This window comes from Streptomyces avicenniae (assembly GCF_000719135.1).
Taxonomy (GTDB): domain Bacteria; phylum Actinomycetota; class Actinomycetes; order Streptomycetales; family Streptomycetaceae; genus Streptomyces; species Streptomyces avicenniae.
On the sequence record NZ_JOEK01000008.1, the window covers coordinates 41,405 to 55,624 of the forward strand.

General features: G+C 72.3%; 11 protein-coding genes. 6 read left to right on the forward strand and 5 right to left on the reverse strand.

Annotated features, from left to right (window positions below; all coding sequences use genetic code 11):
* The first annotated feature begins 51 nt into the window (after nucleotides 1-51).
* From msrA to IF27_RS14020, 3 genes are all read left to right on the forward strand, one after another.
* Nucleotides 52-561, forward strand: coding sequence for a peptide-methionine (S)-S-oxide reductase MsrA (msrA, locus tag IF27_RS14010; RefSeq protein WP_052849895.1), 510 nt, complete (start codon nucleotides 52-54; stop codon nucleotides 559-561).
* A 165-nt stretch (nucleotides 562-726) separates the two neighbouring features.
* Nucleotides 727-2,313 carry a hypothetical protein gene (locus tag IF27_RS14015; RefSeq protein ID WP_052849896.1) on the forward strand — a complete coding sequence of 529 codons (1,587 nt, stop codon included), beginning with the start codon at nucleotides 727-729 and terminating at the stop codon, nucleotides 2,311-2,313.
* A gap of 127 nt (nucleotides 2,314-2,440) precedes the next feature.
* Complete coding sequence (locus tag IF27_RS14020; RefSeq protein WP_052849898.1) at nucleotides 2,441-3,715, forward strand: APC family permease; 1,275 nt, start codon at nucleotides 2,441-2,443, stop codon at nucleotides 3,713-3,715.
* Between the two features lie 106 nt (nucleotides 3,716-3,821).
* Here IF27_RS14020 and IF27_RS14025 read toward each other — a convergent pair whose 3' ends face one another.
* The 5 genes from IF27_RS14025 to IF27_RS14045 all read right to left on the reverse strand — a co-directional run bounded on the left by IF27_RS14025 (nucleotide 3,822) and on the right by IF27_RS14045 (nucleotide 10,127).
* Complete coding sequence (locus IF27_RS14025; protein WP_052849900.1) at nucleotides 3,822-4,871, reverse strand: hypothetical protein; 1,050 nt, start codon at nucleotides 4,869-4,871, stop codon at nucleotides 3,822-3,824.
* Nucleotides 4,868-6,856 carry an nSTAND3 domain-containing NTPase gene (locus tag IF27_RS14030; RefSeq protein WP_052849902.1) on the reverse strand — a complete coding sequence of 663 codons (1,989 nt, stop codon included), beginning with the start codon at nucleotides 6,854-6,856 and terminating at the stop codon, nucleotides 4,868-4,870. Before IF27_RS14030 ends, IF27_RS14025 begins: the two co-directional genes overlap by 4 nt.
* A complete protein-coding gene (locus IF27_RS14035; RefSeq protein WP_052849904.1) occupies nucleotides 6,853-7,689 on the reverse strand; it encodes a toll/interleukin-1 receptor domain-containing protein in 837 nt (278 codons plus the stop codon). The genes IF27_RS14030 and IF27_RS14035 overlap by 4 nt, the downstream gene beginning before the upstream one ends.
* A gap of 28 nt (nucleotides 7,690-7,717) precedes the next feature.
* Complete coding sequence (locus IF27_RS14040; protein WP_052850081.1) at nucleotides 7,718-9,016, reverse strand: helix-turn-helix domain-containing protein; 1,299 nt, start codon at nucleotides 9,014-9,016, stop codon at nucleotides 7,718-7,720.
* A gap of 283 nt (nucleotides 9,017-9,299) precedes the next feature.
* Nucleotides 9,300-10,127, reverse strand: coding sequence for an alpha/beta fold hydrolase (locus tag IF27_RS14045; protein ID WP_052849905.1), 828 nt, complete (start codon nucleotides 10,125-10,127; stop codon nucleotides 9,300-9,302).
* 314 nt (nucleotides 10,128-10,441) lie between these two features.
* On the opposite strand from IF27_RS14045, the gene IF27_RS14050 reads away from it, so the two are divergent.
* Genes IF27_RS14050 through IF27_RS14060 form a run of 3 tightly spaced genes read left to right on the forward strand, consistent with a single transcriptional unit; the run spans nucleotide 10,442 to nucleotide 14,213 of the window.
* Nucleotides 10,442-10,996: a (2Fe-2S)-binding protein gene (locus tag IF27_RS14050; protein WP_052849906.1), complete on the forward strand. Its 555-nt coding sequence runs from the start codon at nucleotides 10,442-10,444 to the stop codon at nucleotides 10,994-10,996.
* Complete coding sequence (locus tag IF27_RS14055; RefSeq protein WP_052849907.1) at nucleotides 10,993-11,988, forward strand: FAD binding domain-containing protein; 996 nt, start codon at nucleotides 10,993-10,995, stop codon at nucleotides 11,986-11,988. The genes IF27_RS14050 and IF27_RS14055 overlap by 4 nt, the downstream gene beginning before the upstream one ends.
* Nucleotides 11,985-14,213: a xanthine dehydrogenase family protein molybdopterin-binding subunit gene (locus IF27_RS14060; protein WP_052849908.1), complete on the forward strand. Its 2,229-nt coding sequence runs from the start codon at nucleotides 11,985-11,987 to the stop codon at nucleotides 14,211-14,213. The genes IF27_RS14055 and IF27_RS14060 overlap by 4 nt, the downstream gene beginning before the upstream one ends.
* Nucleotides 14,214-14,220: the final 7 nt, after the last annotated feature.

Here is a 14,220-nt window from a genome sequence, read left to right on the forward strand (position 1 = left end):
GCGTATCCTCCGGAGGGGAAGGCACTGTTCACGGCGGCAGGAGGTCACGGGATGGCTGGGACGACGGAACGCGCGGTGCTGGCGGGCGGCTGTTTCTGGGGCATGCAGGACCTGATCAGGCGCTTCCCCGGCGTCGTCTCGACCCGCGTCGGCTACTCGGGCGGCGACGTGCCGAACGCCACCTACCGCAACCACGGGACGCACGCGGAGTCGCTGGAGATCGTCTTCGACCCGGAGAAGACCTCGTTCCGCGAGCTGCTGGAGTTCTTCTTCCAGATCCACGACCCGTCCACGCAGAACCGGCAGGGCAACGACGTGGGGCTCAGCTACCGGTCGGCGATCTTCTACACGAGCGACGAGCAGAAGCGCGTGGCAGAGGACACCATCGCGGACGTGGACGCGTCGGGGCTGTGGCCGGGGCCGGTGGTCACCGAGGTGGCGCCGGTCGGGGACTTCTGGGAGGCCGAGCCGGAGCACCAGGACTACCTGGAGCGCTACCCGAACGGCTACACGTGCCACTTCGTGCGCCCCGGCTGGAAGCTGCCGCACCGCGAGAAGTGAGGCGCGCCGCGGCCCGCGTTCACCCGTCCGGGCGCACGCGGGCCGCGGCGCGGCGGGGGTTGCGCGTGCAATCTCAAGTCCTCCTCAAAACAGTCCGGTCGGCGTGGACAGCGCCGCGACCCCCGGTCTAGCGTTCGACGCAGTTCGCGCGTCCCGGAGGTCCTGTTGTCGCCTGTCGCTTTCACCCGCGAACTGGTCGCGAGCACGGCGGGCGTCTCGCCGTGGCGGACGCAGGAGGCGTTCAGCGCCGAGATCTCCCCCGAGGACATGGCCGACACGGCCGTCGTCTACCGCAGGGCCCTCGGGGAGGCCCGCGTCTCCGGGGACGTCGCCGAGACCGCCTCGCGGCTCGCCGCCGAGGCGGGGACGCTGGACGACAGCGCCATGGCGGACCCCTGGGAGCGCACCGCCGCGACGGACCGCGGCCTCGGCGGCCGGGGCACGGACATGGAGACGGTCGCGGACTACCTGAACCGTTCCATGGAGGCCGCCGTCTCCGCCGAGGAGCGGGTCCGCGCGCTCGTCGAGGACCGGCTGAGCCCCCGCGTGCAGGAGCTGGGCGAGACCGCCGCGCGGGAGATGGACGCCTCGTCGTCCCCGTTCCACGGACCGTCCGTCCTGGCCAAGCGCCTGGCGGAGGCCGTCGTCCTCGCGCGGGAGGCCGACGCGGAGGTCGGGGCCGAGATCGAGGCGTACCGCTCGACGCTCACGCGCTACGGCCAGGAGCTGAACGAGCACGGCTACGACCTGGCGGGCGGGCCGCTCGGCCTGTGGCGGAGCCCGGAGATGGCGCGCTACGCCGCCGGAGAGCTGGCCGAACTGCTCCGCGGCGAGGGCCGCCCCGACCCGGCCGACCTCGCCCGCTGGACGGAGACGCTGCGGGCGCTGGCGCGGGACGTCCTCGACGGCAGCCCGGGGAAGCCGCGTGACCTCAGCGCGGAGGAGAGCCGGTACCTGATGGAGTTCTACGCCGGGCTGGACGCCGACGCGCTGGCGGCGCTCGGGAACCTGGGCACCGACGGTCTCGCACCGGCCCAGGGCGACACCCAGCGCGCGGCGCTCCAGGGCGTCGCCGACGGCGTGATGCTGCTGCGCAACCTCGACGTCATGGACGTCGGCGTCGAGAACGGGCTGCTGTTCGGCCGGGCGATCAGCGGTTCCGACCCGTTCGTCACGCCCTGGGGCGGGCCGCTGTTCGCACACGAACCGGGCACCGACGGGTTCAAGGCCGCGCTGGAGCAGTACAACGGCTTCGGGAACGTGCTGGCGCAGGCGACCGTGCCGACGAGCGACGAGCTGAGCGAGCGCCTGGCCCTGAACGCCGTGGCGGTACAGGAGCGTTCGACGGAGCAGTACGAGCCGCGCGACTACTTCCTCTTCGAGCTGTCGCCCGACACGTGGACCGAGAACGTCGGCGGCGTCGGGCTGTTGCACGCGGCGGGGCTCAACGAGGCGTCGGCCGCCGAGCAGTTGGGGCATTCCGATCTCGCCGACCGGCTGCTCCGCCAGCAGTGGGAGGACAGCCGGGGCGCGGCGGGGTACATCGCGCAGGGCACGCGTGACCCGGGCGGCGGCCTGGAGCCGGACAGCCCGCAGGCGGCGGCGCGGCGCAACGTGCTGGACGCGGCCGGGCGTCACGCGGAGGAGCTTGCCGGGAAGGGCCCGCAGGACAAGTACGGGCATACGGACCATTACTACCTTCAGGACACGATCGACGGCCTGATCCAGGACGGCGACCCGGTGGCGCGCTGAGCCGACCGCCTCGCCACGGCGGCGGCGGCCGACGCGTACACCGGCGCGCGTCCGGGAGTTCACCTTTACCGCGTACCCTCGCGCCGGTGCCGAGGAGCACCGCAGCCGTGCCGCCCGGGAGCGAGTCATGACCGAAGCCGTGCCCGCCGCCGGGACGCCCGACCGTCTGGAGCGGCGGCTCGGGACGGGCGACGCCGTGGTCATCGGCCTCGGCGCGATGATCGGCGCGGGCGTCTTCGCCGCGCTGGCACCGGCGGCCGACGCGGCGGGTTCCGGGCTGCTGCCCGCGCTGGGGCTGGCGGCCGTGGTCGCGTACTGCAACGCCACGTCGTCGGCGCGGCTGGCGGCCCGTCACCCCGCGTCGGGCGGCGCCTACGTCTACGGGCGCGAACAGCTCGGCGCCTTCTGGGGATACCTCGCGGGGTGGGCGTTCGTCGTCGGGAAGACGGCGTCCTGCGCGGCGATGGCGCTCACGGTCGGGGCGTACGTCCTGCCGGGTCAGGAGCGCGCGATCGCGGTGGCGGCCGTGGTGGCGCTGACGGCCGTGAACTACGCGGGAGTGCGCAAGTCGGCGTGGCTGACGCGGGCGATCGTCGCCGTCGTCCTCGCCGTGCTGGCCGCCGTGGCGGTCGCGGCGCTGACCTCGGACGCCTCGGACGCGGCCCGGCTGGACATCGGGGCCGACGCGTCCGCGTACGGGGTGCTCCAGGCGGCGGGGCTGCTGTTCTTCGCGTTCGCCGGGTTCGCGCGGGTCGCGACGCTGGGCGAGGAGGTATGCGATCCGGCGCGGACGATCCCGCGCGCCGTGCCGGTCGCGCTCGGCGTCACGCTCGCCGTCTACGCCGTCGTCGCGACCGCCGCCCTGTCGGTGCTCGGCCCCGGCGCCCTGGCGGGCAGCGACGCGCCGCTCGCCGACACCGTGCGGGCGGCGGGGGCCGACGGGCTCGTGCCGGTGGTCCGCGCGGGCGCCGCCGTGGCCGCGCTCGGCGCGCTGCTCGCGCTGATCCTCGGCGTCTCGCGCACGACCCTGGCGATGGCGCGGGACGGCCACCTGCCGCGCGGGCTGGCGGCCGTGCACCCGCGGTTCCGGGTGCCCCACCGGGCCGAACTGGCGGTGGGCGCCGTGGTGTCCGTGCTGGTGCTGACGGCCGACCTGCGCGGGGCGATCGGCTTCTCGTCGTTCGGCGTCCTGGCGTACTACGCCGTCGCGAACGCCTCAGCCTGGACGCTGTCGGCGGCCGAGGGGCGCCCGCCGCGGCTCGTCCCGGCCGTGGGCCTGGCGGGCTGCGCCGCGCTCGCGTTCACCCTGCCGCTCTCCTCGGTCGCCTCCGGCGCCACCGTCCTGGCACTCGGCGCCACCGTGTACGGCACACGCCGCGTGGTCCTGACGCCCCGACGGTGACGACGCCTGCCATCCCTCGCGGCACCTTCCCGCCGCTCGATGACCGAACGGCCGGGCCGGGACGACCGGCCCGGCCGAGGTGCTGTCCCGGCGAGATCCCGGGGTGTCAGGGAGTCACGTCCTCCGGAGGATCGTCCGAAGGCTCCTCCTCGGGGAGCCGGAAGAATTCTGCGAAGTCGTCCGCCTCCTCCTTCTTGCCCGCGGCGCGCAGGTAGTCGGCGAACCGGTCGGCGAGCAGGCGCATCGTCGGATCCTCCCGGTCCAGGCCGAGCCAGCTCATCAGATCCTCGGCGAGGGACTCGGCCGACCGGGCCTGCGACGGCTCGGCCGGTGCCTCGTCCGCGAAGGTCTCCCGAGGAGGAGGTGGGTACGGGTACGCCAGGTCACGGAACGGCTCCACGACCTCGCTGTTGTTGGCCGCCGCCGAGAGCCGGGCGAGCAGACCGATCCGCTCGACCGTGTGCTCCACCTGCTCGCCGTTCCTCGCCAGCCACCAGACAACGGCACTCCCCGGGTCCTTGAGCACGTCGTCGGTGAGGTAGGTGCGCTTGCTGCGCTCGTAGTTGCGCTCGTGCTCCCACACCTCCTCGTCCTTGCGTACGTCCGACAGCGCGCTCAGGCGCCGCTGATCGGTCTCCGAGAGCGTCAGCCTGACGTCCTTGGCCATGGCGATCACACGGCACGACGGATCGGGTTCCATCACGCCCAGGACCCCGCTGAGCTGGTGCTGGGCCAGGGAACTGCTCCTGGGGTCCTGTCGCGCCGCGAAGGCGCGGGCTCGCAGCACGACTCCCTGCATGGCCAGGGCGCCCGGGTCGAAGTACGGCGGAGGATCGGCTTCCTCGGGCACCCATCGGATGGTCGCCGAGAACAGGAAGTCGTAGTCGGGCAGTGCACTGGGCAGCGCCACGTCCCTGACGCGCTGCTCCTGACGTGGCGGGGCCTGCGGCACGTCGGGCTCCAGCGTGTTCTCCGGCGGGATGTAGCCGTACGGCCGGGGACTCGTACCGAGCGCGAGGAGCACCACGGCCAGCAGCCCGGTCCCGGCGACGCACCACAGCCACGGGGGCCAGTCCAGGCTGAGCCCCAGGATCGCCAGAACGAGGGAGCAGATGACCGCGAGGAACGCGGTGAGTGTCCGGTGTCCCGAGGTCACTGCGCGGGCTCCTCGGTGGGCGCCCCGCAGGTGACCGTCTCTCCGATGCCCTGCGCCGTGTCGAGCGCGAACCGAAATCGGTCCGCGACGCGTTGACGGTCCGGACGGTCCGGAGCGGGCGCCGTGGCCCAGCGCTGGGAGATGACGTACATCCGGGCGGTGGCCTGTGGTTGCGACGCACCGGCTACGGCAAGGGTGGCGAGAAGATCGTCACGGTCCTCGTCCGCGGTCCGTGCGGCTTCCAGCCAGTGCAGGACGTGAGGTGCCCACTGCTGGTGCGTGCCATGGCGGAGCACGGCGGCCCAGCAGGCGGTCAGGCGCTCTCCTGCCGGAACGGCGTGGTGTGGCGGTGCCTGGGTGGACAAGCGGTCCGCGAGCGCCAGGAAGATCGCGCTGTCCGGGGCGAAGGTGCGTCCCGGGACGAGCCCGTGGACAGCGAGGCGGCCGAGCAGCAGACCGCACAACCGGGCTTCGCCCAGCGCCAGGTCGAGCAGCGCATCGCGCGCGGGCCGACGTTCGGCAGTCGTCTCATGGCGTGCGAGATGGTGCAGGCGCACCAGTGCCTGATCAGGATGGCTCACGGCCATGACCTGCGAACAGGCCATGGTGAGCGCCAGGCGAAAGGCTGATGGACGGCCGGGCTCGCGCGCCTGGTCGAGGATCTGGCGACGCAGATCGCGGCTCTCCGAGTCGTGCCGGAGCCCCTCCGCGAGTGCCTGGACGGCGTCGGTGACCAGCTGTGCCCCCGGGGTGGTCGCCGTCCAGGCGCGTGCGAGTTCCATCAGATCTCCGGGGTGTCCGCAGCGGAGTGTCTGCCCGGCGAACCGGGAGATGACGTCACGCCGCTGGTCCGACGTCAGACCTGCGGTGGCCACGCGGTCCTGCACCCATTCCCGGAAGGCCGGGCGCAGGTCGGGGAAATACGTCCAGAAGTGCGTCAGGACCGCCCGGTCACGGCCTGGGTGATCGAAGCGGATGCCTGAGGAGGACACGGCACGGGCCTTGATGTGGTCCAGCTCCGCGGTGAGATCGGATCGGTCGAGCCGGGGGCGTCCGTCCTCGGGGTGGCCCACCCGTTTCAGCAGTTCGGCGAGCGCGCCGTGCACGGCGTCCGGGGGGCAGCCGTGGAACATGGCGGCCGTGAGGGCGAGGGCTCGTTGACGTCCGTTCTCCAGCTCGGCAACGAAGGCGGCGGTGGCCGAGCCGCTGTCCGAGACCTCGGAAAGGGCACCGGGCAACCAGTCGCCGAACCGTCCCTCCGGGGCAGCCGCACTCGCCTCACGGATGAGGCCGGCCAGCCTCGCCACGTCGCGCAGGGGAGAGGTGGCGAGGAACTCCGAGAGCTCGGGTGCCGACAGGTCACCGGTCGAGGGAGTGATCTGCTCCCGGCGGAGGTACCTCATCAGGAGTTCGTCCGCGCGTGGTCGCCCCAAGGTGACTCTGAGCGCGTCCAGTTCAGGTGCGACCGCCGACAGGTGTGCCGGGACGACGACGACCAGGTGGGCCCGGCGCTCCTCGATCTCGGCACGGAACGAGGACAGGGCGGGTTGCACCTGTCGGAAGTAGGACGCGTCGCCTGCCGACAGGTCCAGCCAGACCCGGTCGCCTTCCCCGACGGACCCACGCTCCAGCACAGCGCCGTCCTCATCAGCGCCGGGGTCGATCTCGTGCATTCCCTTGCCGCTCATGGTGAGTTCGTACAGCAGCATCAGTGCAGCCGTGCGACGGCCGTTGCCCGGCTGCCCGGTGAGGACGACGGTCCTGTGCTCACGCAGCAGCTTGCTCGCCCTCATGAAATGCCTGGGGCGGACGAAGCGTTGGTTGAGCCAGCGGAGGTCGTGCTCGGCGACGGTCCGGGGATCACGGCTCCGCGTACCGAGCCGCTCGAAGACCTCGGACATCAGCACGGTGAAGTTGTACTGATCCCCCGAGCCGGTCGCCATGGGACCGGCGGCCTGGGAGACATGGGTGGAGGCCGATGTCACCGGTCCTGCTCCCGCCGACGACGGGACGGACCGAACTGCTGCTGAAGCCCGCCGAAGTCGCTTCCGCCGACCACGTTGCCGTCGCCGTTCACCTCGGTCCCGTTCATCTGGGTGCCGTGCACCTGGGTCCCGTTGACCTGGGTCCCGTTGACCTGAGTGCCGTTGACCTGAGTGCCTGACCCGGTGTGGAGCGGCGCGTTCGCCTCCCCGATGACCGTTCCGTGGACGCCGCTCACGTTGCCGATCCCTCCGCTCTGACCTGTGGTGCGGACCTCGTCACGGATGTGTCGGTCCGGGAGTGCCTCAGGCCGAGCTGCACCCTCGGCCTGCTGAGGGAGGGCGCCTTGGTCGGCCGCTGCCAGCTCGGGCACCTGCTGGGCCAGCCGATCACCGATGTGCGCCAGGTCGTGCCGCGTGGTCCGCAAGGTCCAGCGCATGTACTGGCATTCCGCGAGTCCGGCGATCGAGGCGGGAAGGGCCCGGCGGTCGAGCTGCCCGGCGCTCCGCCCGATCAGGATGGGGATGACCGTCACGCCGTGGGCGAACGCCTCCTCGATCTCCCGGCGGACCCAGTCCTTCTCCGCGTCGAGCGCCCTCATGCCCGGCTGCTCCTTGTGGGGGGTGTCGAGCCATCCAGGGCCGATGAGGGCGAGCAGGACCGAGCAGCGCCGCACTCCCTCGTGGATCGCGTCGATGTAGTTGCTGCCGGGAGGGATGGACTTCGCCGCCAGGAAGGCGGCGCCGTCACCGAAGCGCCGGGACAGCTCGTCGTAGAAGGTGTTCGCCACTTCCTTTCCGTCTGTCGTGCGGTAGTTGATGAATACTGCGGGCACGGGAGCGTGTCCTTTCTCGGGGAGGGTGTCATCGGGACGCGGGGGGTGGCAGGGTGGCCAGGGCGGCGGCCAGGTCCGGACTCAACGCCCTGACCGCGGAGTTGCGCGGGTGACGGCCCAGGATGCGGGCGATACGTCGCACGTCCGAGGTGATGGTCGAGGAATGCACCAGCCCGGCTTGGCCGAGCAAGGGGTGCAGGAGTTCGCAGGCGCGCTCGACTTCCCCGTCGCCCGCGTACGCCAGGGCGAGACGGACGCCGTAGCGCGTCCTGCTCCGCACGGCGTGCTCGGGGATACGGGCGCACTCGCGGGCGAGGATCTCGGCCGCGCGCCGCGGATGTCCCAGGTGGTAGAGGCACCAGCCCGTGTACATCGACACGACGTCCGGCACGTGTGCGGAGCCGAGCACCGGCATACCGGAGTCCGCGTCGTCGGCGCCGAGTAACTCGCGCGCCTCGTCGAGTCGGCGCATGCACGCGTGGTGGTCACCCCGCAGGGCGTGTCCCTGGGCCTGCTGCTGGGCCGCCAGCCCACGGACCCGGGGAGGTGCCTGCGTGTTGAGCGCCTGCTCGGTGAGTGCGGTGGCCTGGGCGATGTCGCCGTGCAGGAGGCTGACCAGCCCCCGGCGGACGAGACCGTAGGCCGCCAGGTGCGTGTCGGCGCCCGCTCTCGCCAGTTCCACCGCGCGGTCGGTCCACCAGAGCGCGGCCTCCTCACTGCCCGACTCCTGGGCCATCCAGCCGGTGTACTCGGCGAAACGTGCCGCGATGGCGAGCAGTTGACCGCGGGTACGGCCCCCCGACCGTTGGGCCATCTGTTCGACGGCATGGGTCTGGGCGACCAAGGAGGGCAGGAGCAGTCCGGGAGCCGTGGTCTGGCCGAGCCTGCGGAACTGGGCAAACAGGAGACGGGACGCGTCCACCAGGCTCGCGCCCTGTTCATCGGCGAAAGCCGGAAGGCCGCCGAGACTCAGGGTGAGCATGGAACCGGCGCCGGCGGCGGCGACCTGTCGCCGGTCCACGGAATCGAACCGGCTCGAACCGTTCTTCTCCATACGCAACAACCACACCTCGCCGTCGTTCTGGGAAGGGGAGGGCCGTGCAGGCACCTCGGGTACCGGTACGAGGGCGGCGAGAGCACCGCCTGCACCGAGCGCCACGTCACAGAGCCGCGCCAGCTCCGGCGTGGGCCGCTGCTGGCCGTTCTCGACCTTGCTGAGATGGCTCTTGCTGTAGTGGACATGCCCCACCAGACGGTCGAGGGTGAGACCGGCTGCCATGCGGAGCCTGCGGAGTTCAGGTCCGAACGACTCCGTGCGCTCAGGCATCCCGACTCCCACGAACGAGCCGCCTGTGAAGCGCTCGATCACTGAACGTCAGCCTGGCGCACCGAGCACGAGGGGGACAAGGCGGTCGAGGTTGTTTCCTGTTTCCCATGCGGAGAGTGAACTGACTGCTCCGCTCGGTGTCGAGGGTGCCTCGATCCCTCGCCCCGGGCCTGAACGCGTGTGCCGAGGGGCGGGCGAGGGCGACGGGGGCGGACCGACGCGGATACCCGCGCGACGCGGCAACCCCCGGCGCGATGCCGGGGGTTGCCAGGAGTGCGGGACGTCAGCTGCGCAGGAAGGCGAGCAGGTCCTTGTTGAAGCACTCCTTGGTGCCGGGCACGTTGGCCAGGCCGTGGGCCGCGCCCTCGTAGATCTTCAGCGTCGCGTCCGGGATGATCTCGACGGACTTCTTCGACGCCGCGTCGATCGGCACGATCTGGTCGTCGTCACCGTGGATGAGGAGCGTCGGGATGTCGAACTTCCGCAGGTCCTCGGTGAAGTCGGTGGCGGAGAACGCGTCCACGCAGGCGACACCGGCCTCGATGCTCTCCATCATGGCCATCTGCCAGAACGCGCGCTTGTTGCCCTCGGTCACCTTGTTGCCGCGGCGGTTGGCGCCGTAGAACATCTCGGCGGTGTCGATCCAGAACTGCGACCGCTCGTTGAGGATGCCGTCCTTGAGGGTGTCGAACACCTTCTGCGGCGTGCCCTGCGGGTTGGCGTCGGACTTCAGCATGATCGGCGGGATGGCGCCGACCATGACGGCCTTGCTGACGCGGGCGGTGCCGTGGCGGCCGATGTAGCGGGCCAGTTCACCGCCGCCCATGGAGTGCGCGACCAGGGTGGCGTCCCGCAGGTCCAGCGCCTCCATGAGGTCGTGGAGGTCGTCGGCGAAGGTGTCGAAGTCGTACCCGGTCCACGGCTGGTCGGAGCGGCCGTGGCCGCGACGGTCGTGCGCGATGCCCCGGAAACCGTTGTCGGCGACCAGCTTCATCTGGTCCTCCCACGCGTCCGCGTTCAGCGGCCAGCCGTGGATGAAGACGACGGGCGCGCCGCTTCCCCAGTCCTTGAAGAAGATGTCCGTACCGTCGCGCGTGGTCACAAAGGTCATGCGACTCGTCCTCTCAGGTGTGCCGGTTGCCGAGTGTCCGGGGCTCGGTCCGCCGATGCCGGCTGCGCCGATGCGGGACACGCTCTCCTTCGACGCTACGACCGATACCCGAATGGGGCAAAAGGAGTAATCCAGGCAAAAATCTGCGCCGGAGAGGTTTGAGCGCGTCCCCTCCCCCGCCACACGGACCGGCCGGACGGCACACGGACACCACGCCAGGCGCGACGCCCACGGCGCCCCCCGTTCACTACACTCGCCACCGCTCGGACAGAACACGACAAACCCCCCTCAAGGCACACAGTGGAGGCTCCACGGTGACGACGCAGAAACCAGTGACGCGCGGGACGGACACCGATCCGCCCCTCCTGCGCGGCCCGGGCCCGGTGACGGTCGCCCTCAAGGTCAACGGCACCACGCACCACCTGGACATCGAGCCGCGCGTGAGCCTGCTGTCCGCGCTGCGCGACGGCTGCGACCTCACAGGGAGCAAGCGCGGCTGCGACCAGGGCACCTGCGGCGCCTGCACGGTGTGGGTGGAAGGACGGCGCGTCCTCGGCTGCCTCACCCTGGCCATCACCTGCGAGGGCCACGAGGTCACCACGGTGGAGGGCCTCGCGGACGGGGACGCGCTGCACCCGATGCAGCAGCGGTTCATCGACGCGGACGCCTTCCAGTGCGGCTACTGCACGCCGGGCCAGCTCATGTCGGCGGTGGCGCTGGTGCGCGAGGGGCGCGCCTCGGACGAGGCCGAGATCAAGGAGTGGATGAGCGGCAACCTGTGCCGGTGCGCCGCCTATCCGCACATCAGGACCGCGATCCTCGCGGCGCGGGACGACATGGCGGCGCACGACAGGGAGCACGACGCATGAGACCGATCGGCTACGCGCGCGCCACGGCGGTGTCCCAGGCCGTCAAGGCGGTCAGCGGCGACCGGGACAGCACCTACCTGGCGGGCGGCACGACGCAGGTGGACCTGCTGCGGCAAGGGGTGTTCGGGCACGCCACGCTCATCGACATCAACGCCCTCCCGCTCACCGGCATCGACCGCACGGACGACGGCGGGACGCGGATCGGCGCGCTGGCGCGGATGAGCGACGTCGCCGCCGACCCGGCGGTCAGGGACCACCTGCCGCTCGTCGCCGAGTCCCTGGAGCTGAGCGCGTCCGCGCAGCTGCGCCACATGGCGTCCATCGGCGGCAACCTGCTCCAGCGCGTCCGCTGCGGCTACTACAGGGACGGCGCGTCCCCGTGCAACAAGCGCGCCCCCGGCAGCGGCTGCGCCGCGCTGACCGGCGTCAACCGCAACCACGCGGTGCTCGGCGTCAGCGACCGCTGCATCGCCGTCCACCCCTCCGACCTGGCCGTGGCGCTGACCGCGCTGGACGCGCGGGTGCTCACCGCGACGACGACGGGCGAACGGGCCCACCACATCGACGACTTCTTCCTCGAACCAGGCGACACCCCCGAGCGCGAACACCCCCTGGAGCACGGCGAGCTGATCACCGCCGTCGAGATCCCCGACACCCCCACCGCGCGGAACTCCCGCTACCTCAAGCTCCGCGACCGGCAGTCCTACGAGTTCGCGCTCGTCTCGGTGGCGGCCACGCTGCGCGTCGAACACGGCCTGGTCACCGGGGTCAGGCTGGCCCTGGGCGGGGTGGCGACCAAGCCGTGGCGCGCACGGCAGGCCGAGGGGATGCTGCTCGGCGGCACCGCCGACGCGCAGACGTACGCGGTCGCGGCACGCGCCGAGATGGCCGCCGCGCGGCCGACGCCCGCCAACGCGTTCAAGGTCGAGCTGGCCCAGCGCGCCATCGTGCGGGCGCTGACCTCGCTGACCCCGGCGGGAGGCGCGGCATGAGCGCCGTCATCGGCCAGCCCCTCCCCCGCATCGACGGGCGCCCCAAGACCACGGGCGCCGCCCGCTACAGCGCCGACATCCCCCTGCCCGGGCTGACGTACGCCGTGCTGGCCGGGTCCAGGATCGCCGCCGGGCGGATCACCCGTGTCAACGCCGCTCCCGCCCTGGCCGCCACCGGCGTCATCGCGGTGCTCACCCACGAGAACCTGCCGCGGATCGCCGCCCAGCCCCCCGTGCTGCCGTCGCTGCTGGGCGGGCCCTCGCCCGGCGAGACGTTCTTCCCGATGCAGGACGCCACGATCCACTACGGGGGGCAGCACGTCGCCCTGGTCGTCGCCGACACGTACGAACGGGCGCTGCACGCGGCCGGCCTGGTCGAGTTCACCTACGAGGAGGAGCCGGCGGTCACCGTGATCGACCAGATCAGGGACCGCACCGAGGTGCCCGACTCGCTCTTCGGCGGCTTCGTGCCGGGCCACTCGTCCCGCGGCGACGTCGAGGCGGCGCTCGACCGCGCGGAGGTCAGGGTGGACGCCACCTACCACCTCGCCGCGAACCACCAGAACCCGCTGGAGACCTCCGCGACCACCGCCCACTGGGAGGGCGGCAGGCTGTTCCTCCACGACGCCACCCAGGGGCCGAACGCCACCCAGCACACCGTCGCCGCGCTGCTCGGCGTCCCGCACGCGGACATCCGCGTGATCAGCCACTACGTGGGCGGCAGCTTCGGCGCCAAGGCGTCGATCTGGCACCACTCCACCCTGGCCGCGATGGCCGCCCGGCACGTGGGCCGTCCGGTGCGTCTCGCGCTCACCCGCGAGCAGATGTTCACCTCCTGCGGCCACCGGGAGGAGCAGGAGCACAGCGTCTCGCTCGGCGCCGACCGGCAGGGACGGCTGACGGCGCTGCGCCACCACAAGCTCTCCCCCACCTCGCAGCACGACGACTGGGCCGAGACCTCCCTGGAGGTCGGGGCGCAGCTCTACGCCTGCGACGCCTACGAGGGCGTCTACCGGCTCGGCCGCGCCCACACCATGACGCCGACGTTCATGCGCTGTCCCGGCGAGGCCAGCGGCCTGTTCGCCCTGGAGTCCACGCTCGACCAGCTCGCAGGGGAGCTGGGCCTCGACCCGCTGGAGCTGCGGCTGCGCAACCACGCCGACACCGATCCCGTCACGGAGAAGCCGTGGTCGAGCAAGGGGCTCAAGGAGTGCTACCGGCGCGGCGCCGAGCTGATCGGCTGGCACCGGCGCGCCGCGGGCCCCGTCGCGGACGGCGACTGGCTGGTCGGTCTCGGCATGGCGAGCGCCGCCTATCCGGCGGCCGGCCCCGTCAACCCGCAGCGCGCCAGGGTGCGGGTCTACGCGGACGGGAGCGCGGTCGCGCAGGCCGCCGCCTCCGAGTTCGGGACGGGGGTGGGCACCGCGATGGCGCAGGTGGCCGCGGAGGCGCTCGGCCTGCCCGTGGAGCGGGTCCGCTTCGAGGCGGGCGACACGGACCTGCCGAACCTGGCGTCCGCCGTCGGGTCCACAGGCGCCGGGATGATCAGCGCCGCGGTGCACCGGGCGGCGGTCGCGCTGCGTGACCAGCTGATCGCCCAGGCCGTCGCCGACCCGGGGTCCCCGCTCCACGGGGCCGATCCGGGCCGGGTCGGGCTGTCCGGCGGCCGGATGGTCCTGCGCGACCGCCGGGACACCGGCGAGAGCTACGCCGAGCTGCTGCTGCGCGCGCACCAGCCGGACGCGGAGGCCACCCGCTCGTGGGCCCCGCCGCAGGGCGAGCCCACGCACGCGATGATGACGTTCGGCGCGCACTTCGCCGAGGTGGCCGTCGATCGGGACCTCGGGCTCGTGCGGGTGCGGCGGCTCGTGGGCGCCTTCGCGCCCGGCCGGGTGCTCAACGCGCGCACGGCCAAGAGCCAGCTGATGGGCGGGATGCTCTGGGGCATGGGCCAGGCGCTGCTCGAACAGTCGGTGATGGACCGGCGGGCGGGCCGCTGGGCCAATCCCAGCCTGGGCGACTACCTGGTCCCGGTGAACGCCGACGCGCCGCAGGTGGACGTGGAGCTGGTCGAGGTGACGGACGACGTCGTCAACCCGCTGGGCGTCAAGGGCGTCGGGGAGATCGGCCAGGCGGGCACGGCAGCCGCGATCGCCGCCGCCGTCCACCACGCGACCGGAAGGCGCGTGCGCAACCTGCCCATCGTGGTGGAGGACCTGCTCTGACGCACCC